This is a genomic window from Flavobacterium sp. Sr18 (assembly GCF_011064265.1).
Taxonomy (GTDB): Bacteria; Bacteroidota; Bacteroidia; order Flavobacteriales; family Flavobacteriaceae; genus Flavobacterium; species Flavobacterium petrolei.
This window is the reverse complement of the sequence record NZ_CP049329.1, coordinates 2,678,730-2,703,814: the sequence shown is the minus strand read 5'-3', so window position 1 is coordinate 2,703,814 and position 25,085 is coordinate 2,678,730. Positions and strand designations below refer to the sequence as shown.

Genomic DNA, 25,085 nt, shown 5'->3' with positions numbered 1-25,085 from the left:
GAAAGCAATGGAAAGTCTGGTATAAAAAAGAGAATAAAAATGTACTATAACGATACAATTACATTTCTGATTCTAATTTCTTTTAAAACACTCAAAGCCAAATAAGCATTGCTAACAAGTACTAGTACGCCTTTTTTCTCTTTATATTGTTGTCAAAAATCACCACATGATATGGCTTCGCCGTTGCAAGTCCCAATTAGGAATTTGCGCTAGATATAAAACGGCAAATTTATAGTAAATAATTAGACTATTATAAATTTTGTTTACAAAATTCACAGTTTTATCTAAAAACAACCCTTAATTTTAAAGTGATTTTTCTTGCATATTACAAAATAAAAGATACGGCAAAAAATCCAATTGATACGAATTCACTTATAAAGCTAACAAAAATAGTACTTCGGGATACATTGACAATATTAGTATTTAATGATCTGTGGGATACAATTAATAAGAATTGTAAAATAGCAATAAATTAAAAAATCGAAACACATTAGAGGTGCCAAAAAAAAACTAAAAAGACCTGTTTTTGGGATGAAAAGCCATTTTTTTCTAAAAGAAAAAACTTTCCCTATTAATAAAGCTATCCATATCGCCTTCTGAACAGTGAGAAGTCGATGTAGTTACGCTATAAAATCTTATGAATCCAAAGCGTTTGTGACTCATCTATACAAACGCAAAACACGGCAGCAAGCTTTTACAGTTGTTTTTTATCTACTTTAAGCACGCAGCCCAAAGATTCTAACACTAGCAGGTAATGGCTCTGTTTGACTTCTTGTACAATAGCCTCTTGGTCGATAAATGGTCCCGAATCTAAAACAATTTTATCCCCTTTGCGCCAAGTTTCTATAGCAATTTCAAATGTTTCCGGTGCCGAAAGCCAATTCTGAATGGCTTCAATTTCAATATCTTTAACTACTGCTGGTTTTCCTAACCAAAACAAATAACGAATAGCCCCAGGTATGTCAAAAACCTGACTCCGATCTTTATCAGCTATCTGAACAAAAATATAAGAGTTAAACAAAGGCACCATGACCTTTTTTTTACGGTCGGACCACTGACTAATTTTTGCAATCAAAGGACAATAGGCAACGACTCCCATTTCAGTCAATCGCTCCGCCACTTTTTTCTCCCATTTGGGTTTAGTGTATACAACGTACCAACTCATATTTTCCAGTATTGATTAATTTTTTATTTTTTAAAAGGAACTGCATTCCAATGTCTCAGTACAATTTTTTTAAATCCTCAACAGAATCAAAAACCACAAAAAACCACAGTAAGCAATTTTATAAAATAGCGACAGCGGCTTTATAAAAATGTATCAAGAACCCGTCAGTTCGAGTGTTTTTATAAAATAGCGACAGCGGCTTTATAAAAATGTATCGAGAACAGTTGTGAATCCAAAAATTCTCTATGCATTTTGGCTAACATACTATTTTATATAAACAACTTCCTCCAGCCAAAACACTCGAAGTGACGAATATCCGACGATTGAGAATCCATCCTTTATGAAATCTCTTTTTAGCTAAGTTAATTAATGACTCAAATTCCCCATTAATTAAAGCTTCTTTCTTAATTTTCGACCACTTCTTGATTTGCTTTTCTTTTTCTACAGCTATGTTTATATCTGGAAACTCACAATAGATAACTAATTCTAATGGTCTTTTATTAAAAGTACAGCAATCAGGATAGAATCCAGAATTATGTTTGTATAATCTACTAGATAAATTACTTGTAACACCTGTGTAATAACTACCACCTGAGCATTTTATAATGTATACATAGGACTGCTTCATTTTATTTTTTGTTAAGTACAAATTATAAAATTTTATCGTGCAATCAGACCTTCTTGAACCAAAAGTAACGTCAGTTCAACTATTTTTACAAAACCGCAACAACACTTGTATAAAAAGACATTAAGAACAACCAACGGATTTAGGATTAAGAAATCTAATAATCGCTTTACTTTACTCTAACAAATGAGATTTCTTTCTTTCTAATTCGTTATAAACATTCTTGACTTCCTGTGAACTTTCTTTCTGCAAAATTAAATTAGCTGACTCGGTAGAAACAAAGATTGTGTTCTTTAATCCTACAAAAGCAGTATAAACAGCTTTCCCAATAACCATATTTCCATGGGCGTCTATGGCATGACCTTTTGATACTAAATAATCATAAACCGATTCAAAAGACCCTAAATCAGACCACGTAAATTCAGAGGAGACTACTTTTATTTTCCTGCTGCGTTCCATAACAGCGTAATCAATACTGATAGAAGGAATGGCAAGTGACAAGTCCAAATCTAATTTTCCATCTATGTTAGCATCCCAAGCAATTTTCGATTTTTCATAAACTTCAGGGTTAAATAATTTTAATTCTTCCAAAAAGACACCTGCTTTAAAACAAAACATACCACTGTTCCACAAAAAATTACCTTTTTCAATAAAATCTCTAGCCGAAACCTTGTTTGGTTTTTCTCGAAAAGAAAGAACATCCTCTCCTTTACGTTCAATATAACCATATCCCGTTTCTGGTTTAGTGGGAATAATACCAAAAGTAACAATATAGCCTTTGGAGGCTTTATCAACCGCCTCTTTAATGGATTGCTCATAGCGCTCCATTTCATCGATGATATGATCAGAAGGCGTAACAATTAATACAGTATCAGGATCAGAAGCAAATGCGGCAAAAGCGATTGCAGCAGCTGTGTTTCTTGGAGTTGATTCAATAATATCAACATAAGCTGTAGCTGATTTTTCTAAAACCATCCTACTCAAATGGCAATTATCGGTATTACCCACAACCATAACAGTATCCACCAAATTACGATTTCTTTCAACAGTCATTTCAAACAAAGATTTGCCGTCAAACAAATCCAAATATTGTTTCGGTTGGCTTTTGCGTGATAAAGGCCATAACCTGCTTCCAACTCCTCCCGTAAGTATTACGTGAGTAACTGCATTTGTTTTTTTCATAATTACGCTTTATATAATTTGCAAACTTTTTTTTATTACTATATAAGACCAAAACTTCTTAACCACAACAAAACTAATGGGTTTACTAAAATAGATTCTAATGGCAAGCTTGACGTTACAAACGTCCATCCGCTAGATCTCCTAAAATTCCTTTAACATCATACAACAAACTTTTTTCATGTTGCAATAATGAGAAATCCAAATCTAGAAATACAGTGTGAGACACCCCTAAAACAACCGCATCAAAAGATTCAATAGGAAGCGTTGTTGTGGTAGTCAAATTGTACTCCCGTTGTACCTCAACTGGATTGGCCCAAGGATCATATATTGTAATTTGAATACCATAATCAGCCAAAGCTTTAATGACATCAACTATTTTAGTATTGCGCACATCTGGACAGTTTTCTTTAAAAGTGATTCCCAGCATCAACAAACTGGCACCATTAACGATTATGCCTTTTTTTATCATTAATTTCACTACTTGAGACGCTACATATTCTCCCATGCTATCATTCAAACGGCGTCCTGCAAGTATAATTTCAGGATGATATCCTTTTTCTTGGGCTTTTTGAGCCAAATAATAAGGATCAACACCAATACAATGTCCGCCAACTAAACCCGGTTTAAAAGGTAAAAAATTCCATTTGGTTCCCGCAGCCTCTAAAACCGCATGTGTGTCAATTTCTAAAAGATTAAATATTTTTGCCAATTCATTCACAAAAGCAATATTAATGTCTCGTTGTGAATTCTCAATTACTTTGGCTGCTTCGGCTACTTTTATCGATGGGGCTAAGTACGTCCCGGCTGTAATTACCGATTGATACAGCTGATCTACTTTATGCCCTGTTTCCGGAGTGGATCCGGAAGTGACTTTCAAAATTTTCTCTACGGTATGTTCCTTGTCTCCCGGATTGATACGCTCTGGCGAATAGCCGGCATAAAAATCAACATTGAATTTTAATCCCGAATATTTTTCAAGAACAGGAACACATTCCTCTTCAGTAACACCTGGATAAACAGTAGATTCATAAATAACAATATCCCCTTTCTTTAAAACAGAAGCTACGCTTTCACTGGACTTAAACAAAGGAGTCAAATCAGGACGATTGTTCTTATCTACCGGCGTTGGAACTGTAATGATATAATAATTACAATCGGCAATATCAGCTAAAGTAGCAGTGCAATAAAGCCCAACTTCATTACTTGGTGCAGGGCGTAAAACACGCTGCAAAGTTGCATCATCAATTTCAAGTGTGGTATCATTTCCAGCAGCAAGCGCTGCTATTCTCGACTGATTAATATCAAATCCTACTACAGCATACTTGGTCGCGAAAAGCCTTGCCAAAGGCAGACCTACGTAACCCAGCCCTATAACTGCTATTTTTATATTTGTATTCAACTTTATAAATGGAATTGGTTAAAAATTACAAAACCTATTTGGCTTGTACCTATATTATTTAAAAATCACAAAAATCACCCCTTAATTTGACAAGCAAAGATACTTTAAATAGCGTTGTTTCTCTCTCCACTTTGCAACGCATGAAACGAACAGCAATATCTACTGGAGTGGCAAAAGCTAAAATACATACTCCAAATCAATAAGCAAAAAAAAGATTGAAAATTATCCTGATCAGGGCGACCTAATTACTTAAACTAGGAAAGTAACAATACCCTAAATGTCGCGAGCACTTCTTTTTCCTTGCTAAGATCCTATAGCATGATAAACAAAGCCAATTGTTTTCATTTTAGAGGCGTTTAAAACATTTCTACCATCAAAAACAAAAGCAGGTTTTTGCATGGAATCATATATTTTTTGCCAGTCATATGCAACAAACTCATCCCACTCAGTGAGTACTGCAATGGCATGTGAATCCCTGCAGGCAAGGTAAGGATCGTCATAGGAGGTTACTCCTGCTATATTTTCTTCGCAAGTTCTTGTCTCTAGATAATCCAAATCTGCCAGTACTTTTTTAGCACTCACTTTTGGATCAAAGACTGCGATCTTTGCCTGCTCATTAAGTAAATGATCAGCTACATAAATGGCAGCCGACTCTCTGGTATCATTCGTGTCTTTTTTGAATGCCCATCCTAAAAATGTGATTTTTTTTCCCGCAACAGTATTGTATAACGTTTGTACAATACTATTTGAAAAACGTCTCTTTTGATGATCATTCATGATGATTACTTGCTCCCAATAATCAGCAACTTCATTCAGGCCATATGATTTGGCTATATATACTAAGTTCAATATGTCTTTTTGAAAACAAGATCCTCCAAATCCTACTGAGGCTTTTAGAAACTTAGCACCTATCCGACTGTCCATTCCGATGGCTTTTGCCACTTCATTGACATCAGCTCCCGTTTTTTCACAAAGTTCGGACATCGCATTGATGGAAGAGATTCGTTGTGCCAAAAACGCATTGGCGGTAAGCTTAGACAATTCAGAAGACCAAACATTAGTCGTTAGTATTTTATTAGCAGGAACCCAATTTGCATATACGTCAACTAAAGCCTGTATGGCCTTTTGACCCTCTTCTGAAGAATCTCCTCCAATTAAAATACGATCGGGATGCAATAAATCTTGAACGGCAGTTCCTTCAGCAAGAAACTCCGGATTAGAAAGAATTTGAAATTGAACACCGTTACCGGTATGATCCAAAATACTTTTAATTGCTTCTGCGGTACGAACCGGAAGAGTTGATTTTTCAACAACAATTTTATTGTCTTTGGCAACTCTGGCAATTTGTCTGGCACACAATTCTATATATTTCAAATCAGCGGCCATTCCTTTGCCTTTACCATACGTTTTGGTAGGCGTATTCACTGATATAAAAATAATTTGTGCTTCATCAATCGCTTTTTCAACCTCTGTAGAAAAAAATAAATTTCTTCCTCTAGCCTCCGCTACAATTACATCAAGACCTGGTTCATAAATAGGAATGTTCGCAACATCTGTATCGTTCCAAGCCGCAATCCGATCTGCATTCATGTCAACAACTGTTACTTGTAAAGTGGGACATTTCTGCGCAATAACCGCCATAGTTGGCCCTCCGACATATCCTGCCCCGATGCAACAAATTTTTGTAATTTTCATTCTTTACTTTTTTCTATTCGCTAATTTAACTTCTCACTTCTCACGCAAATTCTCCCAATACCATTTTACAGCTTCTTTTAATCCTTCTTGCATAGAATATTTAGGATTATATCCAAGTAAGGTTTTTGCTTTATCAATACTAGCCAATGAATGCGGAATGTCACCCGCTCTGTTCGCACCATATTCAGCGGCAACATTAGCTATTTTTGGATCATATTTGGCTAAAAATTCTTTCAAATAATCCACTAAATTGTTCAACGTATTTCTATCGCCATACGCCGTATTAAAAACGGTATTAATAGCAGCTGGATTTTGTGTCAACATCGCCAACTCATTCATTTGAATAACGTTATCAATGTAAGTGAAATCTCGGGAATAATTTCCATCCCCATTTATTTTTGGACTTTCATGTTGCATGAACTGCATCACAAACTTAGGAATCACTGCAGCATAAGAGCCATTAGGATCTTGCTTTCTTCCAAAAACATTGAAATAACGCAATCCTATCGTCTCTAGACCATACGTCTTGCTGAAAATTTCAGCATACAATTCATTCACATATTTCGTAATCGCATACGGAGAAAGTGGTTTCCCTATTATATCTTCCACTTTTGGCAAAGCTTCTGAATTTCCATACGTAGAGGAACTCGCGGCATACACAAATCGTTTAACTTTAGCATCGCGAGAGGCTACTAGCATATTCAAAAATCCGGATACATTAACATCATTTGTGGTTATAGGATCATTTATAGAACGCGGCACAGAACCTAAAGCAGCTTGATGCAACACATAATCCACCCCTTGAACGGCAAGCTGACAGTCGACTAAGTTTCGAATATCACCTTCTATTAATTGAAAATTAACATTATTAACAAGATCTTTAAGATTATGCCGATGTCCCGTAGCAAAATTATCCAAGCAAATTACTTTATACTTTTTGTCTAAAAAATATTCACAGAGATTAGACCCTATGAAACCGGCACCTCCGGTAATCAAAATCGTTTTTTCTTTCATTTTTATCGCTGATTAACAGATTATAATCTGTTTTTTTTCTTTAATAATTTATGCGCTACTCTTTCATAAATGCTTTTTGGTTTTTCCTCCTCATGATATCCATCAGAATAGGGCGCATTTCCGTAACCATATCCATATCCGTAACCTGTGCCATATTTAGCTTTATTTGCAAACCCATTCAAAATAATGCTTGTATGATCTAATTCTCCTCTTTTTACTCTGTTATTCAGTAATGTAATCATATCCTTTTTAGTGAAATTTTGCCTTACAATATATAACGTTACATCACAAAACTCAGCTAACTCTAAAGCATCAGAAACTAGACCAACAGGAGGTGTATCCAGAATAATGTAATCGTATTTTTTCTTTAATTCTGTGATTAACTCCCCCATACTTTCACTCAAAATCATCTCTGATGGATTTGGCGGAATTGGTCCAGAAAGGATAACATCCAAAAAAGGAATTTGAGTATGATTTATTATTTCATCCACCGTTTTCTGCTTAATTAGATAATTCACAACACCCACTTCATTGGGTAAATTAAATTCATCAAATAATTTAGGCTTTCTTAAATCAAGTCCAATGATAACCGTCTTTTTTTCGCTGAGAGCAAATACTGTTGCAATGTTTATAGAACAAAATGTTTTTCCCTCACCACTCACTGAAGATGTAATCATTAGTGTTTTTGCTCCATCCACGTTTTGTTTCTTGTATAAAAATTGCAACGAAGAACGAATCGCCCTAAATGATTCTGATAATGCAGATTTTGGCTTCTCATATACTGCCAAACTTGATTCCTCTCTATTTATACCCACCACTCCAATGATTGGAATTTTAGTCAACCTACTAATATCCTCTACATTTTGAATAGAATTATTTATAAAGAAAATTCCAAAAACAAATAATAAGGGAATCAATATTCCTAAAAATAAAGCCAACACATAATTAACTGAAGTTTTAGGCCCAATTAATCCTCCTCCAACATCCTTAGCAGGGTCAATAAAATGAATGTCTGATAAATTTGCAGCTTTAACAATATCGGCTTCGCTACGTTTTTGAAGAAATGTGCTATAAATATTATCACTTAAATCATATTTCCTTTTTATTTTAATAAGCTCTTGCTGATCTTCAGGCAACTTTTTTATTGCACTTTCAGTCTGATTGATTTTGCTGTTCACCATAGCGAGATCTTCTTGTAAAGAAGCTTTAGCCGATGCAATATTTTCTATTAAGACTTTTTTTACTGCCTCCATCTGATTGTCAAAATCTTTGAATATCTTATCACTTTTTACCGCATAAGCCATTTCCGATCTTTGTGTGGAAAGCGCAATCAATTTTGAAACATTAACCACTATATTAGGATCTTCGATTCCAGCAACCGTTGGAGCGGGAAGCTTAGAATAATCAACACTATTTTTCAAATAAGACTTTAAAGAGTTGTAATACGTTATTTTACGAATAACTTCATCTCTTTTAACATCAAACTCGAGAGCTTTGTCAGAAAATTTTGTCCCTCCTTCTTCTATATCAAAAATGTTTTTATCCTTCCTGAATGATTTTAATTCATCCCCAGTTTCTTTCAATTGAGATTCCATAGCCACAAGTGTACTATCTATAAATGCAATTGTATTGGTCGCAAATTGATTCTTACTATCCAACTGCCTTTTGATAAGCATTTTAACCGTAGAATTCAAATACTCAACCATTCTTGCTTTATTGGTTCCTTGCATCCCAAGAGTAATGATAGAACCACCCTTATCATCTGACCTGACACTTATTCCTTTGTAGCTGGATACAGTTTCATCAAAACCATTAAACTGCACAAAATATTCATTTCCTTTGTAAAAACCGGGATTATCTTTTATTTGTAATTTCCAGTTTAAAAAAGGTAAAGACACTTGTTCTCCAACCTTATATTTTTTTACAAAATCCCCAGTTTCAACATTTGTATTGCTATAAGAATTATTGGAATACGTTAGTAATGAAACACTTTGATTCTCAAATGGAACCCTGATTTCATATTCATTTTCGCTTAGAAACTTAATCCCTATGAGGTTTCCTGCCAATTGACCTTTAGATTTATCAATATTTACGTAAAAGGGTACGGCGCCATAAGCATCTACAACATTGTATTTCCCCTGAACTAAGTAATTAATATAATATTGCAACTTGTCTACTACTAGCTCATTATGAGATCTGGATTGTAACGTTGTTGAAATCGTTTGAACTTGATCAGAAGTCCCCCCCCAATTAAAAACCAAGCTGGTGTTTGAAGTAAAAAGAGGATTACTTTCTTCTTTCACTGCTATTAACGTTTCCATTCCGTAAATTTTTTCTTTACGAATATTCACTTGGTAGGCAATAGTGAAAGAAATCAATAAACTAATTAGAAACCACTTCCAGTAACTTCCAATTTTAATTAAAAAATCTTTAAAGTCGAAACTGGTTTGATTTTCAAAAACCGAAAAATCTTTTATATCTAACATTTTTTGAAATCTATTTTATTTTTTTAAAAGTAAAAAAGTAGTTGTTGCCAATGACAATAGCGTAATAATTGTTCCCAAAGATTCGATTCCTGTCTTACCGGTTCCCCATGTTTTTTGTTTGAGTGGTTTCACATAGATATAATCATTGGGTTGCAAATAATAGTAGGGTGATTTCATCACATTCCTATCGGTAAGGTCAATGTCCTGCATTTGAACTCCTATAGGTGACTGCCGAATAATTGTAACAGCTTTTCTATTACCTGTAATTGTAATGTCGCCGGCATTTGCAATTGCTTCCATTACATTTACATGTTGTTGAAAAAGTGTTTTGGTACCTGTACTACCTACTTCACCATTTATTGTATATCTAAACCCAGCTAATTTTACAATAACAAATATATTTGCCGCTTCGTTGAAATATTCGGATAATAATTGCTTTTCAATTTTGATTCGTACTTCTTCGAGAGTATAGCCAATTACGTTTATTTCCCCTAAAACTGGAAATCGTATTGCTCCGTGATCGTCTACAGTATAACCATCAAAATACAAACCGGATTCTGATTTATTTCCTATTTCAGATTGATTTGAAGTACTAAAAATTGAAACTAATTTTGGATCATTTGCATTAATAGTAATACTCAAAACATCATTAGTTTGCAATCGATACGGTTTTGACTCTACAACAGCTACAGTGCTTTCAGTTTCATTTCCGTCCTTTTTTTGCAAATAAACCAAATCTTGCGTAGGAATACATGAAGAAAAAAACACGCTAATAATTAGTAACAAACAGAAAATGGACTTACTCATTTTTATATTTTTAATAACAAATATAGGCTTTTCATTTACCATATTAAAAAGCACCTTCATTCATTAAAATGAATTAATTATTTTTAAAAGATTTTTCGAATGGAACTCTATGCAATATACTGCGTCCCAAAGTAACTTCATCCGCATATTCCAGTTCATCGCCTACCGAAATTCCTCTAGCGATTGTTGATATTATTATTTCACAATCGGCAATTTGTTTGTAGATGTAAAAATTAGTTGTATCACCTTCCATTGTGGAGCTTAAAGCAAAAATAATCTCGTTTACACTTCCTGATTTCACTTTTTCGACTAAAGTCGTTATGTTTAATTGACTGGGACCAACGCCATCAATGGGAGAAATTTTACCTCCCAAAACATGGTAAATTCCTCTAAATTGACCTGTGTTTTCAATTGCCATCACATCGCGAATATCCTCGACGATGCAAATAATCTGGTGATTCCTGCTTTTATTGGCGCAAATTTCGCACATTATACTATCCGAAATATTATGACAACTTGCACAATACTTAATATCTTCACGCATAGCGACCAAGGCTTGCGATAAAAAACCCGTTTGCTCTTTAGGCTGCTTCAATAAATGCAACACCAATCGCAGTGCCGTTCGTTTGCCAATTCCTGGCAGCTGAGACATTTCGTTAACTGCCTTTTCTATTAATTTCGAAGAAAATTCCATAACTGCAAAAGTAGTTAATTTGTCCCAATCGTTCGGGATAGATATTTTGAAAATTTGAAGATTATTTATGTAATTTGGCCAAATACAATATTCACACAATATGACTCCATTTGCCATTCTAGCGCTAATTGTAATCTACTTCGGAATTCTTTTTTTGATTTCACATTTTGTTAGTAGAAAAGACAGCGGCAACGATGCTTTTTTCAAAGCCAATAAAAATTCCAAATGGTATTTAGTCGCTTTTGGAATGATTGGAACAGCACTTTCCGGTGTGACTTTTATTTCTGTTCCGGGAGAAGTTGGTTCTCCAAATGGGGAGCAATTCAAATACTTTCAGTTTGTTCTGGGTAATGCGATTGGTTTCATCATAATCGCAAAAGTATTGCTACCGTTGTATTATCGGATGAATTTGACTTCGATTTACGGTTATATAGAACACCGATTAGGAATATATTCTTATAAAACTGCTGCAACTATTTTCCTGATTAGCAGAACCATTGGATCGGCATTCCGGTTGTATCTTGTTGTAATTGTTTTGCAACGCTTTGTTTTTGACTTTTATGGAATCCCATTTGCCGTTACGGTTCTGATTTCGCTGGCTCTGATATTTGCTTATACGTATCGAGGTGGATTGAAAACCATAATAATTACAGACACTTTACAAACCTTTTTCTTAGTTTCTTCAGTCTTTTTAACGATTTTCTTTATTTGCCGAAGTTTAAACTTAAATGTTTTTGAAGCTTTTGAAGCAGTAAAAAACAGCAATTATTCTAAAGTATTTTTCTTTGAGGATTTTGTATCGAGTAAGTTTCATTTTGTAAAACAAATTCTGGGAGGAATCTTTGTAACTATTGCCATGGTCGGTTTGGATCAGGATTTAATGCAGAAAAACCTGAGTTGCAAAAACATTGGCGAAGCACAAAAGAACATGTTTACGTTCACCGGAATATTTGTAGGTATCAATATTTTTTTCCTCAGTGTAGGCGCTTTACTTTACATCTATGCTACTAAAAACGGAATAGAAGTTCCTACCGATTTAGTTACCGGAAAACCCAGAACTGATTTACTGTTTCCCGAAATTGCGTTTAACCATTTGACACTGATTCCTTCGGTTGTTTTCTTGTTAGGATTAACCGCAGCCACATTTGCAACAACGGATTCCGCACTAACAGCGTTAACGACTTCGTTTTGTGTGGATTTTTTAGGAATGGATAAAGCCGAAAATTTAAACAAACCAAATGCAGTACGAACCAGACATTTTGTTCATATTGTCTTTTCGTTTTTAATGTTTTTGGTGATAATATTTTTTAATGCTATTAATGATAGTTCTGTAGTGGGAATGATTTTTAGAGTTGCTTCCTATACGTATGGACCGCTTTTGGGACTGTATTGCTTTGGATTATTTGTAAAATCAAAAATGGTAAAAGACAAATTTGTACCTATAATTTGCTTATTGTCTCCTGCTGTAACTTACTTTATTAGCGAAAATTCTGAAGCATTATTTTTTGGATATGTTTTCGATAACGAATTGATTATCGTAAACGGGCTAATCACTTTTCTAGGGTTGTTATTGATCAGCAAAAATGCCACTTCTGAAACACGATTCTAGTTTTTAGCCCAGATAGCAGCGACATCCTTTTCTTGTTCCGTTTTTTTTAACGGGACAAGAAAAGATATAGCGTATAGCTGGAATACCTCCTAAAAATTAATATTGATTGGTGGCTAACAAAACTAACGTACAAGCTACTTCTACTTTAATATCATTCAATTTCAACAATTGATAGAATTCTGGATTTTCAGTACCTGGATTAAAAATAACACGTTTTGGTTTTGCTTCGACGATATAATTGTAATAATCGCGTTGACGTGTTGGGTTTAAATATAAGGTAACAGTATCGATATTTTTTAATGGAATGGCTTTAGTCTGGATTTTCACTCCTGCAACTTCACCAGCATTTTGGCCTAATGCAAGAACGGAATGCCCTTTTTCTACTAACATATTTACGGCCTTGAAAGCGTAGCGCTCTGGTTTAGTTGTCGCTCCAAGAACCAATGTTTTTTTATTCTTTATCATTTTCTATAATTGTATTTGGCAAAAGTAATCAAAAAGGTTTATCTGTTTAGCAATTTTAAGGTTTACTTGCAACTACAATAAAAAACATTCGCCTAACATTAAAAAACAAAAAAAGAGTATTTTTACACTCTTAAAAATAAAATATGGATTTATTTATTTACCTTTTTGTTGCCCTTTTTTCCGTTTTAAACCCTATTGGAACCGTTCCTATTTTTGTGGGACTTACACAACACGACTCTAAAAAAGAGCGTTCCAGAATTTCTTTGTGGACTGCGATAAATGTATTTATCATTCTTATCGTCTCGTTTTTTATCGGGCAATATGTATTACTTTTTTTTGGAATCAGCATTGATGCGCTCCGAATTGCGGGCGGAATTATCATCGTGAGTTCTGGTTTTTCATTACTTTCCGGAAAATTCACTAAGAAGCGAGGTATTAACAAAAAAGCAGAAACTGACGCGCAACAAAGAAACGATATCGCCTTAACACCACTTGCAATCCCAATGCTTGCCGGACCTGGTTCTATTTCTCTACTTATTGCTTTTTATCAGGAACACAATACAACTATGGAGATTATCATTTCTTCAATTGCTATTCTTGCCATTGCAGTAACCATTTTTCTTATTCTAAAAAGCGCTCATTATTTAGCAAAAATACTTGGAGCATCCGGAATTGTAGCAATATCAAGAATTGTAGGATTCATTGTAATTGCTATAGGAATTCAATATATCGTAAGTGCTATTATCAATATTATTAAAGGTAATCTTTCCTAAACTTAAATTACAACTAGAAAAAAGCCGGATATGATTTTGAATCTTATCCGGCTTTCTTTTTTTAATTTCTTGGTAAGAAAATCTCTGCCATCATACATCTGGCGCTTCCTCCGCCGCAAGCTTCAATAGTATCCAGACTTGAACTCAAAATTTCAGCATGTTTTTCCAATTGCTCAATTTGTTTTGGAGTCAAGCTTTGATGAGCCGCAGCACTCATAACCAAATATCGTTTGTCATTTGCTCCGCGAATTTCAAGCATATTTCCAGCAAAATTATTCATTTGAGCTTCGGTAATCAAAATAATTTCTTTTCCGTTTTCTTTCAGATTGTCCAAAACCATTTTGCGTTCTTTTTTATCATCGATACAATCCGAACAAATTACCGCAAAAGTTTCGCCTAAACACATCATCACATTAGTATGATAAATTAGTTTTCGCTCCGAATCAACCGTTTGAAAAGCTTCAAAAATCACTGGTGCATAATCAAAATCCTCACAAAATTCTATAAATAATTCTTCATCAGCTCTAGGAGATAATGCGCAATACGCTTTAGCATTGGCTCTGTCTAAAAGTAAACTTCCTGTTCCTTCTAAGAAAAACCCATCCTCTTCAGCGGAAGTGTAATCTATAATATTATGAATCACAAAACCTTTTTCTTCCAGTAAATCTAAAATTTCCTCACGACGTTCGTGACGACGATTTTCTGCAAACATTGGATATAAAGCCACGTCACCATTCTCGTGAAAAGAAATCCAGTTGTTTGGAAAAATACTATCTGGAGTATCTGGATTTAATGTGTCATCAACAACGGTAACATCCACACCTACTGCTGTTAGTTTTTCGACAAAAGCATCAAATTCTTGTTGTGCTTTAGCATTTACCGTGGCGGGCAAAAGTCCGTCTAATACTTTTTGATAATAATTATTTACTGCCGTTTGTTCGTTCATTCTAAACGCAACCGGGCGAATCATCAATATGGAATTTGTCGTTTGTTTCATATATTTTTAGTTTAAAGTTTAATAGTTTAAAGTTTAATGTTGAGCATCATAAAACTTTAAACCTTAAACAAATATTTATTCTCTAATTAAAGGCAAAGTAGAACATCGCAACAATCCTTCTTGTTTTGCAATTTCTGAATATGGAATTTCTTCTACGATAAAACCGTTTGCACGCAACCAATTGTTAAGTCTGGTAAAATTTCTTTCCGAAACGACAACATTCGTATCGATTGAAAAAACATTGGAATTCATATTATACATTTCGTCTCTGGTAATATGGAATAAATTTTCTTTTCCAAACAGATTCACTAGAAAGAAATAATCTGCTTCTTCACGGAAACCATTTTTATAAATAATCCCTTTATCGTTTCCAACCGGTTGAAAACAGCAATCTAAATGCAATGCATTGTCACGAGCTTCAATTTTAGATTTTACCAAATCGAATTCTTTGACTATTTTATTTGGAAACAAATCTTTAATGTATTGAACTCCTTGTACATTCGTTCTTGCAGTAATGTAATCTTTGTAATCACTTCCTTTATAGGTTCCAATGAAAATATAATCGTTCCACAACATCACATCACCACCTTCTATATGCACTTCCTCTGGAGGACGAACTACTTTTTTAGGATTAATTTGGTCAATTATATATTGGATTGCATCAAGTTCGCGTTCTCTGTCTGGCAAAATATTTGATTTTACAAAAACATCATCAATCACGAAACCAATGTCTCTGGTGAATATCTGATTGTAATTCTCAATCATTTCCGGACGATAAACAGTCACATTATATTTTTTTAACACACTGGCAAATACTTCCATTTCACGCACCATATCTTTCTCGACTGGATAGGTACCTGCTAAAATATGCTCTAATGATTTTGGATCATAAGCCTCTTCAACCTTTGGCGTAGGTCCATTATTAACTGCTGAACCCAGAACTACTACTCTAAGTCTTGAAGTTTCATTCTTTATATTTAATTCTAACATGTATTTTTAGCTTTTGGCAAATATAAAAAAAGCTCCACAAATTAGTGAAGCTTTTTAAACTGATTTTATCTTTTATCTGTTGGTACAAAATCCCTTAAAGGGTGCCCCGTGTAAACTTGTCTAGGCCTTCCAATAGGCTCCTTATTTTCACGCATTTCTTTCCATTGTGCGATCCAACCCGGTAAACGACCTATTGCAAACATTACAGTAAACATATCTGTAGGAATTCCTAATGCTCTGTAAATAATTCCAGAATAGAAATCTACATTAGGATATAAATTTCTTGATTTGAAATATTCATCTTCTAAAGCTGCTTCTTCAAGTTTCTTTGCAATGGCAAGAATTGGATCTTCAACACCTAAAGTTGCTAAAACTTCATTAGCTGCTTTTTTGATGATTTTTGCTCTTGGATCAAAATTCTTGTAAACTCTGTGACCAAAACCCATTAAACGGAAAGGATCATTTTTATCTTTGGCTTTAGCCATATATTTATCAGCATCTCCACCATTTCTGTGGATTTCTTCCAACATTTCAAGAACGGCTTGATTGGCTCCTCCGTGCAATGGTCCCCAAAGTGCAGAAACTCCAGCAGATATTGAAGCAAATAATCCTGCGTGAGAAGAACCCACCATTCTTACAGTAGAAGTTGAACAGTTTTGCTCATGATCTCCGTGAAGAATAAACAATTTATCTAATGCATCAATAACTACTGGGTTTGCCGTGTAAGGTTCTGTAGGTAATTCAAACATCAAACGCATGAAGTTTTCTACATATCCTTTTGTATTATCGTAATAATTCAAAGGATAACCCATGCTTTTTCTATACGTCCAAGTTGCTATAACCAGGAATTTACCCATAGTTTTACAAACCGCTTCATACATTTCTTTTTCATTATCAACATTCACTGATTTAGGATTGAATGCTGTCAATGCACTTGTCAAAGCTGCTAAAACACCCATTGGATGTGCTGTTTTAGGAAAACCATCAATGATGTTTTTCATTTCTTCATTGACCAAAGTGTATTTTCTAATATCCGTTTCAAATTGCTCTAACTGCTTAACAGTTGGCAATTCTCCAAAAATTAAAAGATACGATACTTCAAGAAAATCTGCTTTGTCTGCTAAATCTTCAATAGAATAGCCTCTGTAACGAAGAATTCCTAACTCTCCATCTAAAAAAGTGATGTCACTTTTACAAGATCCTGAATTTTTATAGCCCGGATCTAGTGTTATTATACCGGATAAATCACGTAATTTGTTAATATCGATGGCAACTTCATTTTCACTTCCTACAATTATAGGCAGTTCAATTTTCTTTCCATCAATTTCTAATGTTGCTGTTTTTGACATAATATATTTGAAAATAAACTTTTAAAATAATAATTTCTCAAATCTAAGGAATTAAACACTAATTAAAAAGAGAATAACACAATGAAATTGTTAAATATTATACAAAAAAGCCACTCACACAAGGCGAATGGCTTATAAAAAAATATCGTAAGAATTTATTTTATTTTAAAAGCGGCTTTACCAGGGAAATACGCTGAATTCCCTAATTCTTCCTCAATTCTCAATAATTGATTGTATTTAGCCATACGATCTGAACGAGAAGCTGAACCAGTTTTAATTTGACCACAGTTTAACGCTACTGCTAAATCAGCAATCGTGTTATCTTCTGTTTCTCCTGAACGGTGTGACATTACTGAAGTATAACCTGCGTTTTTAGCCATATTAACAGCTGCAATCGTTTCAGTCAAAGTTCCAATTTGGTTCACTTTAATAAGAATTGAATTAGCGATACCTTTTTCGATACCAGTTGACAAACGCTCCACATTAGTAACGAATAAATCATCTCCAACTAACTGAACTTTATCCCCAATTTTTTCTGTAAGCAATTTCCACCCATCCCAGTCATTTTCATCCATTCCGTCTTCAATAGAAATAATAGGATATTTAGCTGCTAATTCAGCCAGATACTCCACTTGTTCTTCAGAAGATCTAATTTTACCTGTTTCTCCTTCAAATTTAGTGTAATCGTATTTTCCGTTTACATAAAATTCTGCAGCAGCACAATCTAAAGCAATCATGATTTCATCCCCAAAAGTATATCCTGCATTTTCAACAGCTTTTTTGATTGTATCCAAAGCATCTTCAGTTCCTCCAGCAAGATTTGGTGCAAAACCTCCTTCGTCACCTACAGCAGTAGAAAGTCCTCTGTCATGTAATACTTTTTTCAAGCTGTGAAAAATTTCAGTTCCCATTTGCATGGCATGTGAAAAAGAAGTTGCTTTTACCGGGAAAATCATGAATTCTTGAAATGCAATAGGGGCATCAGAATGAGAGCCTCCGTTGATAATATTCATCATTGGTACAGGCAACGTATTTGCTGAAACACCACCTACGTATCTGTATAATGGCAATCCCAATTCGTTAGCAGCAGCTTTAGCAACAGCCAAAGAAACTCCTAAAATTGCATTTGCTCCTAAGTTTGATTTATTTGGAGTACCATCTAAATCAATCATAGTTTGATCGATTAGATTTTGTTCGAAAACAGAAACTCCTACCAGTTCTTCAGAAATAATGGTATTCACATTTTTCACCGCATTCAAAACTCCTTTTCCAAGAAAAGCTTTTCCTCCATCACGTAATTCAACTGCTTCGTGCTCTCCAGTTGAAGCCCCAGATGGTACTGCAGCTCTTCCTAAAACACCATTGTCTGTAATTACATCTACTTCTATTGTAGGATTTCCTCTTGAATCAAAAATTTGTCTTGCGTGAATCTTGATAATTATACTCATAATACTAAAATTTAAATTTTGAATTACAAATATATTCTATCTTTTGGAATGATTTTATGAAAATAATGAATGTTATTAACGAAAACGTTATAATTTTTTTACAAACAGAACATTTAAGCTTTTTAGGGAATTTATTTTTACACTATGTGTTATTTTTCTGTTTTTTGTTTAAAATAAAATCAAAAAAATTTACCGCACAGATGCTAAAATTAACCAAAGTGATTAAAAATTAAATTTAACATTACTAAAATACTGGTTTTCAGTTATTTAAACTAATTTTATATAATCCTCTAAAAAAGATATAGAACTTTTTCACACCCTGCTTTCTAAAGAATATTTAAAGTCTTAATTTTTAAATTAAAATCTGATGGAAACTTTCAAAACGACTAACAACAACATTAATTATGATGCGATTATATCATTATTAAAAAGAACTTCTTTACCTCTAGAAAACCCTACCGATTTAGATCCGTTAATGAATTACATCGGAGACGCAAAGTATGTACTTTTAGGAGAAGCTTCACATGGAACACATGAATATTATACTTGGAGAGCAAAAATTTCACAACGTTTAATTCAAGAAAAAAGATTTTGTTTTATAGCTGTCGAAGGTGATTGGCCAGATTGCTATCGTTTAAATCGTTTTGCAAAAGGATATTTAGATTCTGGCAAAGATATATTAAACGCACTCACTGAATTTAAAAGATGGCCAACTTGGATGTGGGCAAATTGGGAAATTGCAGCATTTATTGACTGGCTCAAGATTTATAATGAAAGCTTTCCTGTTGATGAAAGAATAGGTTTTTACGGTCTGGATGTATACAGTTTCAGAGAATCTATGAATTCCATAATTCAATATTTAGAAAAAAACGATCCAAAAGCATTAGCAATAGCAAAAACTGCAATGAAATGTTTTGAACCTTACGGTAAAGATGAACGACAATCATACGCAAGAGCTTCTTCTTTTATCCCAGAATTATGCGAAAAAGAAATCATACACATGCTTACCGAAATTCTCAGAAACGTTCCTAATTACAATCATGATTTAGAGAATGTTTTAAGCATAGAACAAAATGCTTTCGTGACCAGAAATGCGGAAAAATACTATCGAGCCATGATAAAAAGAGGTTCAACATCCTGGAATATTCGTGACCAACACATGGTTTCCACCATAAATAGGCTAATGAAATTCCATGGAAAAGATGCTAAAATTATCATCTGGGAACATAATACTCACATTGGTGATGCACGCGCTACAGATATGGCATCTGAAGGAATGATAAATGTGGGACAATTGCTAAGGGAACAATATGCTACAGACGGTGTTGTTGCAGTGGGATTTGGAACATATAAAGGCAGTGTCATTGCAGGAAGAGAATGGGGAGATTCTATGCGAAAAATAAAAGTTCCAGAAGCAGTTGAAGGAAGCTGGGAACATGCTTTTCACATTGCAAACAATGGACAAAATAGATTATTATTAATGAATAAGGCAAAGGATGAAAAATGTCTTTCCTCACTTATAGGACATCGTGCAATAGGAGTTGTTTATAATCCTGAACACGAAAGATTTGGAAATTATGTTCCTACAATACTCCCAAAAAGATATGATGCTTTCATATTTATTGATAAAACTAACGCTTTACATCCCATAAATATTGAAGTTAATGGAAATCAAATCCCTGAAACTTATCCTTTCGGTATGTAAACTATTAAATAAAAAAAAAGGTTTGACTTATTTAAAAGTCAAACCCTTTTTTTTTTACATAATATTGGAAGACATCCAAATATTAACCTTTTATGTTCTCAATGAATTGATCAAATAAGTAGGAAGAATCGTGAGGACCAGGACTTGCTTCTGGATGATATTGAACGGAAAAACAGTTTTTATTTTTCACACGCATTCCTGCAACCGTACCATCATTTAGATGAAGATGAGTAATCTCTAAATCAGGATGATTATCTAATTCTTCTTTATTTACCGCAAAGCCATGATTTTGTGAAGTAATTTCACCTTTTCCGGTAATGATGTTTTTCACGGGATGATTGATTCCTCTGTGCCCATTGAACATTTTATAAGTCGAAATTCCGTTAGCTAAACCAATCACTTGATGTCCGAGACAAATTCCAAATAAAGGCTTATCATTTTTAAGAATTTCTTTGGCTACTTGAATCGCTCCAGAAAGAGGTTCCGGATCACCAGGACCATTAGATAGAAAATAACCATGAGGATTAAATGCCGCTAAATCTTCATAAGAAGAATCAAAAGGAAATACTTTTATATAACAATCTCTTTTTGCAAGGTTACGAAGTATATTTGTTTTAATCCCTAAATCAAGTGCTGCAATTTTATAAGTAGCATTTTCATCACCAAAATAATAAGGTTCTGTTGTTGAAACTTTAGAAGCCAATTCTAAACCTTTCATGTCTGGAACCTTTGATAATGCAATTTTAAGTTCTTCAATAGGAGTTTCATCGGTACAGATTACAGCATTCATAGCTCCGTTGTCACGAATGTAACTTACAAGCGCACGTGTATCTACATCAGAAATACATATTAAGTTTTGTTTAGTAAAATACTCTTCTAAACTCCCTGAAGCATCTTCACGAGAATAATTGAAGCTGAAATTTTTACAAACTAAGCCAGATATTTTAATGCTTTGTGATTCAACTTCTGAATCGTTTACCCCATAATTTCCAATATGGGCATTGGTAGCTACCATTAATTGACCAAAATAAGAAGGGTCAGTGAATATTTCTTGGTAACCTGTCATTCCTGTATTAAAACAAACCTCTCCAAAAGTAGTTCCACTGATTCCAATAGATTTACCGTGGAATATAGTTCCGTCACTTAATAGAAGAATTGCTTTTTGTCGTGTTGTATATTTCATGTGTAGTTAAATATTTTGCAAATTTAATTTTTTAAAACAGTGAATCCAATATTTTTTAAAAATTTATGTTTTTCAGGTTTTCCTATTTAAGGAAAAAGTTTTAAACTAGCCCCGAATACTTCACTTAGTTGTTATTTTTATAGTAGTTCAGTGAACTTTGTTTGAAGTGGAAATCCTCTTTCTTTTTTCTTTAAAAAGAGAAAGATTACTTCACTTAATATTCATTTAAAGCGGAGTTCAGTGAACTTCGTTTGCAACTGAAAGCCGGAAAACTAGTTCTTAAAAATTTCAGATATCTTGCTCCGAAAAAATCAAAAAAAAAGGATAAACTATAAATAGCTTATCCTTGATTTTTATTGAATGATTATTTTCATAATTACTCAGCAGTCTCAGTAGTTGTTTCAGTTTCAGCAGCTGGAGCTTCAGTAGCTTCGTCTTTCTTAGCTTTACCACCACGACGGCTTTTTGCTTTTTTAACTTCTTTTTTACCACCATTGTAAAGTTCATTAAAATCTACTAGTTCGATCATTGCCATATCAGCATTATCTCCTAAACGATTTCCAACTTTAATGATACGAGTGTATCCACCTGGACGGTCTCCTACTTTAGCAGCTACGTCTCTGAACAAGTCAGTTACGGCATATTTGCTACGTAAGTAAGCAAAAACGATACGACGATTGTGAGTCGTATCTTGTTTTGATTTTGTTATTAAAGGCTCAACGAATTGTTTAAGCGCTTTTGCTTTAGCAACAGTAGTGTTAATACGTTTGTGCTCGATAAGAGAACAAGCCATATTAGCTAACATAGATTTTCTATGCGCAGTCTGTCTGCTTAAGTGATTGAATTTTTTTCCGTGTCTCATTGCTATGTAAATTTAAACCTTGCGGCTTAGATTATTCTTTATCTAGTTTGTATTTTGCTAAATCCATACCGAAGTTCAAATTTTTAACTGCAACAAGTTCATCAAGTTCAGTTAAAGATTTTTTACCAAAATTACGGAATTTCATTAGGTCATTTTTATTGAACGATACTAAATCACCAAGTGTATCAACTTCAGCCGCTTTCAAACAATTTAATGCTCTTACAGAAAGATCCATATCAACAAGCTTAGTTTTAAGCAATTGTCTCATGTGCAATGACTCTTCATCATATGATTCTGTTTGTGCAATTTCGTCAGCCTCGAGTGTAATTCTTTCGTCAGAAAACAACATGAAGTGGTGAATTAAAACTTTTGCAGCTTCAGTAAGAGCATCTTTAGGATTGATAGAACCATCAGTTTTTATTTCAAAAACTAATTTTTCGTAATCTGTTTTTTGCTCTACACGGAAGTTTTCAATAGCATATTTTACATTTTTTACCGGGGTAAAAATTGAATCTGTAAAAATAGTTCCAATTGCAGCATTCTGCTTTTTGTTCTCTTCAGCAGGAACATAGCCTCTACCTTTTTCGATTGTTAAATCGAAATTAAGTTTGATTTTACTGTCTAAATTACAGATAACTAGTTCTGGATTCAAAACTTGGAAACCTGAAATAAATTTTTGAAAATCACCAGCTGTTAATTGGTCTTTACCTGAAACAGAAATAGTAACTGATTCATTATCGATGTCTTCAATTTGACGTTTGAAACGTACTTGTTTAAGATTAAGGATAATTTCGGTAACGTCTTCAACAACTCCTGAAATAGTAGAAAACTCATGATCTACACCTTCAATGCGAACAGATGTAATTGCATAACCTTCTAATGCTGAAAGCAAAACTCTTCTAAGTGCATTACCAACGGTCAATCCGTAACCAGGTTCTAAAGGTCTGAATTCAAATTTACCTTCAAAATCGGTTGAATCGATCATGATAACTTTATCGGGCTTCTGAAAATTAAATATTGCCATAAATTTCGACTAAGTCAATTATTATTTGTTGTACAACTCTACGATTAATTGTTCTTTAATGTTTTCTGGGATTTGAAGTCTCGCAGGTACAGAAACGAAAGTACCTTCTTTGATATCATTATTCCAAGTAATCCATTCATAAACATGACTTGAATTAGATAAAGAACGTTCGATAGCTTCTAAAGATTTAGATTTTTCACGAACTGCAACTTTATCACCAGGCTTAAGGTGGTAAGAAGCAATATTTACAACATCACCATTAACAGTGATGTGTCTGTGAGAAACAAGTTGTCTAGCTCCTCTTCTAGAAGGGGCAATACCCATTCTAAAAACAACGTTATCTAGTCTTGCTTCACACAATTGTAAAAGAACTTCACCAGTAACACCTTTAGTAGCTGATGCTTTTTTGAATAAACCTCTAAATTGTTTTTCTAAAATCCCGTAAGAATATTTAGCTTTTTGTTTCTCCATTAATTGGATCGCAAACTCAGATTTTTTACCTCTTTTTTTAGCCATCCCGTGTTGTCCGGGTGGATAATTTCTTCTTTCGAAAGCTTTGTCGTCTCCGAAAATTGCTTCGCCAAATTTACGGGCGATTCTTGTACTTGGACCAGTATATCTTGCCATTTTAAATTGTTTAAGATTGAGGTTATGAATTCAGGTCTTATCCTTCAATAACCGATATTCAATCTAGGTTATACTATAATTATTTTTGAGTATTAAACTCTACGTCTTTTTGGAGGACGACATCCATTGTGAGGCATTGGAGTAACATCGATAATCTCTGTAACTTCAATTCCACCGTTATGCAAAGAACGGATAGCAGACTCACGTCCGTTTCCTGGTCCTTTTACATACACTTTTACTTTTTTTAGTCCAGCTTCAAGAGCTACTTTACTACAATCTTCTGCTGCCATTTGGGCTGCGTATGGAGTATTCTTTTTAGAACCTCTAAAACCCATTTTACCAGCTGAAGACCAAGAAATAACTTCACCTTTTTTGTTTGTCAAAGAAATGATGATATTGTTAAAAGTAGCAGAAATATGAGCTTCTCCCGTTGATTCAACGATAACTTTACGTTTTTTTGCAGTTGCTTTAGCCATATTACTTATTATTTAGTTGCTTTTTTCTTGTTGGCAACAGTTTTTCTTTTACCTTTTCTTGTTCTAGAGTTGTTTTTAGTTCTTTGTCCTCTTAATGGAAGACCAGTTCTATGACGGATACCTCTATAACATCCAATATCCATTAAACGTTTGATGTTTAAAGAAACTTCAGAACGTAATTCTCCTTCAATTTTAAAAGTTGATACCGCCTCACGAATTGCTCCGATCTCGTCATCATTCCAATCTTGAACTTTTTTATCTTGGCTAACTTGAGCTTTCTCTAAAATCTCAACAGCTCTACTTTTTCCTAATCCAAAGATGTAGGTAAGTGCTATAACACCTCTCTTGTTTTTTGGGATATCTACCCCTGCTATTCTTGCCATAATTATCCTTGTCTTTGTTTAAATCTAGGATTCTTTTTGTTTATTACGTACAATCTCCCTTTTCTTCGCACAATTTTGCACTCGGGACTTCTCTTTTTTACTGAAGCTCTAACTTTCATTTTGAATA

24 protein-coding genes are annotated in these 25,085 nt (G+C 34.0%); 3 read left to right on the top strand and 21 right to left on the bottom strand.

Annotation, left to right across the window (positions count from 1 at the left end):
- Positions 1-694: 694 nt before the first annotated feature.
- The 9 genes from G7A72_RS11955 to recR all read right to left on the bottom strand — a co-directional run bounded on the left by G7A72_RS11955 (position 695) and on the right by recR (position 11,067).
- Positions 695-1,165 (bottom strand): UpxY family transcription antiterminator, encoded by a 471-nt coding sequence (locus G7A72_RS11955; protein ID WP_165152629.1) that lies wholly within the window; start codon positions 1,163-1,165, stop codon positions 695-697.
- Positions 1,166-1,421: 256 nt separating this feature from the next.
- A complete protein-coding gene (locus tag G7A72_RS11950) occupies positions 1,422-1,793 on the bottom strand; it encodes a GIY-YIG nuclease family protein (protein ID WP_165152628.1) in 372 nt (123 codons plus the stop codon).
- Positions 1,794-1,964: 171 nt separating this feature from the next.
- Positions 1,965-2,972 (bottom strand): mannose-1-phosphate guanylyltransferase, encoded by a 1,008-nt coding sequence (locus tag G7A72_RS11945; protein WP_165152627.1) that lies wholly within the window; start codon positions 2,970-2,972, stop codon positions 1,965-1,967.
- Between the two features lie 115 nt (positions 2,973-3,087).
- Positions 3,088-4,371, bottom strand: a complete 1,284-nt coding sequence (locus G7A72_RS11940; RefSeq protein ID WP_165152626.1) for a nucleotide sugar dehydrogenase — start codon at positions 4,369-4,371, stop codon at positions 3,088-3,090.
- Positions 4,372-4,674: 303 nt separating this feature from the next.
- Positions 4,675-6,066 carry a UDP-glucose 6-dehydrogenase gene (locus G7A72_RS11935; protein WP_165152625.1) on the bottom strand — a complete coding sequence of 464 codons (1,392 nt, stop codon included), beginning with the start codon at positions 6,064-6,066 and terminating at the stop codon, positions 4,675-4,677.
- Positions 6,067-6,099: 33 nt separating this feature from the next.
- Positions 6,100-7,080 (bottom strand): SDR family oxidoreductase, encoded by a 981-nt coding sequence (locus G7A72_RS11930; RefSeq protein ID WP_165152624.1) that lies wholly within the window; start codon positions 7,078-7,080, stop codon positions 6,100-6,102.
- Positions 7,081-7,100: 20 nt separating this feature from the next.
- Entirely contained in the window at positions 7,101-9,566 is a 2,466-nt protein-coding gene (locus G7A72_RS11925) for a polysaccharide biosynthesis tyrosine autokinase (protein WP_165152623.1), read from the bottom strand.
- 15 nt (positions 9,567-9,581) lie between these two features.
- Complete coding sequence (locus G7A72_RS11920; protein WP_165152622.1) at positions 9,582-10,373, bottom strand: polysaccharide biosynthesis/export family protein; 792 nt, start codon at positions 10,371-10,373, stop codon at positions 9,582-9,584.
- Between the two features lie 73 nt (positions 10,374-10,446).
- Positions 10,447-11,067 carry a recombination mediator RecR gene (gene recR, locus G7A72_RS11915; RefSeq protein ID WP_165153753.1) on the bottom strand — a complete coding sequence of 207 codons (621 nt, stop codon included), beginning with the start codon at positions 11,065-11,067 and terminating at the stop codon, positions 10,447-10,449.
- Positions 11,068-11,167: 100 nt separating this feature from the next.
- Here recR and G7A72_RS11910 point away from each other — a divergent pair, with 100 nt between their 5' ends.
- Positions 11,168-12,676 carry a sodium:solute symporter gene (locus G7A72_RS11910; protein WP_165152621.1) on the top strand — a complete coding sequence of 503 codons (1,509 nt, stop codon included), beginning with the start codon at positions 11,168-11,170 and terminating at the stop codon, positions 12,674-12,676.
- A gap of 96 nt (positions 12,677-12,772) precedes the next feature.
- Here G7A72_RS11910 and G7A72_RS11905 read toward each other — a convergent pair whose 3' ends face one another.
- The gene (locus G7A72_RS11905) at positions 12,773-13,138 is read right to left on the bottom strand and encodes a CoA-binding protein (RefSeq protein ID WP_091173917.1); all 366 of its coding nucleotides are present in this window, start codon (positions 13,136-13,138) and stop codon (positions 12,773-12,775) included.
- Between the two features lie 146 nt (positions 13,139-13,284).
- Here G7A72_RS11905 and G7A72_RS11900 point away from each other — a divergent pair, with 146 nt between their 5' ends.
- Entirely contained in the window at positions 13,285-13,914 is a 630-nt protein-coding gene (locus G7A72_RS11900) for a MarC family NAAT transporter (protein ID WP_091173749.1), read from the top strand.
- Positions 13,915-13,975: 61 nt separating this feature from the next.
- Here the strand turns inward: G7A72_RS11900 and ctlX are convergent, their stop codons facing one another.
- The 4 genes from ctlX to eno all read right to left on the bottom strand — a co-directional run bounded on the left by ctlX (position 13,976) and on the right by eno (position 18,698).
- A complete protein-coding gene (gene ctlX, locus G7A72_RS11895) occupies positions 13,976-14,911 on the bottom strand; it encodes a citrulline utilization hydrolase CtlX (protein ID WP_165152620.1) in 936 nt (311 codons plus the stop codon).
- 75 nt (positions 14,912-14,986) lie between these two features.
- Positions 14,987-15,901: a dimethylarginine dimethylaminohydrolase family protein gene (locus G7A72_RS11890; protein ID WP_165152619.1), complete on the bottom strand. Its 915-nt coding sequence runs from the start codon at positions 15,899-15,901 to the stop codon at positions 14,987-14,989.
- A gap of 65 nt (positions 15,902-15,966) precedes the next feature.
- Positions 15,967-17,250, bottom strand: coding sequence for a citrate synthase (locus G7A72_RS11885; RefSeq protein ID WP_165152618.1), 1,284 nt, complete (start codon positions 17,248-17,250; stop codon positions 15,967-15,969).
- Positions 17,251-17,405: 155 nt separating this feature from the next.
- The gene (eno, locus tag G7A72_RS11880; protein ID WP_113666979.1) at positions 17,406-18,698 is read right to left on the bottom strand and encodes a phosphopyruvate hydratase; all 1,293 of its coding nucleotides are present in this window, start codon (positions 18,696-18,698) and stop codon (positions 17,406-17,408) included.
- 367 nt (positions 18,699-19,065) lie between these two features.
- On the opposite strand from eno, the gene G7A72_RS11875 reads away from it, so the two are divergent.
- Positions 19,066-20,403: an erythromycin esterase family protein gene (locus tag G7A72_RS11875; RefSeq protein ID WP_165152617.1), complete on the top strand. Its 1,338-nt coding sequence runs from the start codon at positions 19,066-19,068 to the stop codon at positions 20,401-20,403.
- 82 nt (positions 20,404-20,485) lie between these two features.
- Here the strand turns inward: G7A72_RS11875 and carA are convergent, their stop codons facing one another.
- From carA to ykgO, 7 genes are all read right to left on the bottom strand, one after another.
- The gene (carA, locus tag G7A72_RS11870) at positions 20,486-21,586 is read right to left on the bottom strand and encodes a glutamine-hydrolyzing carbamoyl-phosphate synthase small subunit (RefSeq protein ID WP_165152616.1); all 1,101 of its coding nucleotides are present in this window, start codon (positions 21,584-21,586) and stop codon (positions 20,486-20,488) included.
- A gap of 376 nt (positions 21,587-21,962) precedes the next feature.
- Positions 21,963-22,448, bottom strand: a complete 486-nt coding sequence (rplQ, locus tag G7A72_RS11865; RefSeq protein WP_073210393.1) for a 50S ribosomal protein L17 — start codon at positions 22,446-22,448, stop codon at positions 21,963-21,965.
- Positions 22,449-22,479: 31 nt separating this feature from the next.
- Positions 22,480-23,472, bottom strand: a complete 993-nt coding sequence (locus G7A72_RS11860) for a DNA-directed RNA polymerase subunit alpha (protein WP_039110214.1) — start codon at positions 23,470-23,472, stop codon at positions 22,480-22,482.
- A gap of 21 nt (positions 23,473-23,493) precedes the next feature.
- The gene (gene rpsD / locus G7A72_RS11855) at positions 23,494-24,099 is read right to left on the bottom strand and encodes a 30S ribosomal protein S4 (protein ID WP_113636693.1); all 606 of its coding nucleotides are present in this window, start codon (positions 24,097-24,099) and stop codon (positions 23,494-23,496) included.
- Between the two features lie 92 nt (positions 24,100-24,191).
- Complete coding sequence (gene rpsK, locus G7A72_RS11850) at positions 24,192-24,575, bottom strand: 30S ribosomal protein S11 (protein WP_024981527.1); 384 nt, start codon at positions 24,573-24,575, stop codon at positions 24,192-24,194.
- An 8-nt stretch (positions 24,576-24,583) separates the two neighbouring features.
- Positions 24,584-24,958 (bottom strand): 30S ribosomal protein S13, encoded by a 375-nt coding sequence (rpsM, locus tag G7A72_RS11845; RefSeq protein WP_091203660.1) that lies wholly within the window; start codon positions 24,956-24,958, stop codon positions 24,584-24,586.
- 2 nt (positions 24,959-24,960) lie between these two features.
- Complete coding sequence (gene ykgO, locus G7A72_RS11840) at positions 24,961-25,077, bottom strand: type B 50S ribosomal protein L36 (protein WP_008992256.1); 117 nt, start codon at positions 25,075-25,077, stop codon at positions 24,961-24,963.
- Positions 25,078-25,085 lie beyond the last annotated feature (8 nt).

Excerpts from the sequence above, each read along its gene's own strand:
- G7A72_RS11955 (WP_165152629.1), bottom strand. The coding sequence starts at position 1,165 with ATGAGTTGGTACGTTGTATACACTAAACCCAAATGGGAGAAAAAAGTG.
- G7A72_RS11950 (WP_165152628.1), bottom strand. The coding sequence starts at position 1,793 with ATGAAGCAGTCCTATGTATACATTATAAAATGCTCAGGTGGTAGTTAT.
- G7A72_RS11945 (WP_165152627.1), bottom strand. The coding sequence starts at position 2,972 with ATGAAAAAAACAAATGCAGTTACTCACGTAATACTTACGGGAGGAGTT.
- G7A72_RS11935 (WP_165152625.1), bottom strand. The coding sequence starts at position 6,066 with ATGAAAATTACAAAAATTTGTTGCATCGGGGCAGGATATGTCGGAGGG.
- G7A72_RS11930 (WP_165152624.1), bottom strand. The coding sequence starts at position 7,080 with ATGAAAGAAAAAACGATTTTGATTACCGGAGGTGCCGGTTTCATAGGG.
- G7A72_RS11925 (WP_165152623.1), bottom strand. The coding sequence starts at position 9,566 with ATGTTAGATATAAAAGATTTTTCGGTTTTTGAAAATCAAACCAGTTTC.
- G7A72_RS11920 (WP_165152622.1), bottom strand. The coding sequence starts at position 10,373 with ATGAGTAAGTCCATTTTCTGTTTGTTACTAATTATTAGCGTGTTTTTT.
- recR (WP_165153753.1), bottom strand. The coding sequence starts at position 11,067 with ATGGAATTTTCTTCGAAATTAATAGAAAAGGCAGTTAACGAAATGTCT.
- G7A72_RS11910 (WP_165152621.1), top strand. The coding sequence starts at position 11,168 with ATGACTCCATTTGCCATTCTAGCGCTAATTGTAATCTACTTCGGAATT.
- G7A72_RS11900 (WP_091173749.1), top strand. The coding sequence starts at position 13,285 with ATGGATTTATTTATTTACCTTTTTGTTGCCCTTTTTTCCGTTTTAAAC.
- ctlX (WP_165152620.1), bottom strand. The coding sequence starts at position 14,911 with ATGAAACAAACGACAAATTCCATATTGATGATTCGCCCGGTTGCGTTT.
- G7A72_RS11890 (WP_165152619.1), bottom strand. The coding sequence starts at position 15,901 with ATGTTAGAATTAAATATAAAGAATGAAACTTCAAGACTTAGAGTAGTA.
- G7A72_RS11885 (WP_165152618.1), bottom strand. The coding sequence starts at position 17,250 with ATGTCAAAAACAGCAACATTAGAAATTGATGGAAAGAAAATTGAACTG.
- eno (WP_113666979.1), bottom strand. The coding sequence starts at position 18,698 with ATGAGTATAATTATCAAGATTCACGCAAGACAAATTTTTGATTCAAGA.
- G7A72_RS11875 (WP_165152617.1), top strand. The coding sequence starts at position 19,066 with ATGGAAACTTTCAAAACGACTAACAACAACATTAATTATGATGCGATT.
- carA (WP_165152616.1), bottom strand. The coding sequence starts at position 21,586 with ATGAAATATACAACACGACAAAAAGCAATTCTTCTATTAAGTGACGGA.
- rplQ (WP_073210393.1), bottom strand. The coding sequence starts at position 22,448 with ATGAGACACGGAAAAAAATTCAATCACTTAAGCAGACAGACTGCGCAT.
- G7A72_RS11860 (WP_039110214.1), bottom strand. The coding sequence starts at position 23,472 with ATGGCAATATTTAATTTTCAGAAGCCCGATAAAGTTATCATGATCGAT.
- rpsD (WP_113636693.1), bottom strand. The coding sequence starts at position 24,099 with ATGGCAAGATATACTGGTCCAAGTACAAGAATCGCCCGTAAATTTGGC.
- rpsK (WP_024981527.1), bottom strand. The coding sequence starts at position 24,575 with ATGGCTAAAGCAACTGCAAAAAAACGTAAAGTTATCGTTGAATCAACG.
- rpsM (WP_091203660.1), bottom strand. The coding sequence starts at position 24,958 with ATGGCAAGAATAGCAGGGGTAGATATCCCAAAAAACAAGAGAGGTGTT.
- ykgO (WP_008992256.1), bottom strand. The coding sequence starts at position 25,077 with ATGAAAGTTAGAGCTTCAGTAAAAAAGAGAAGTCCCGAGTGCAAAATT.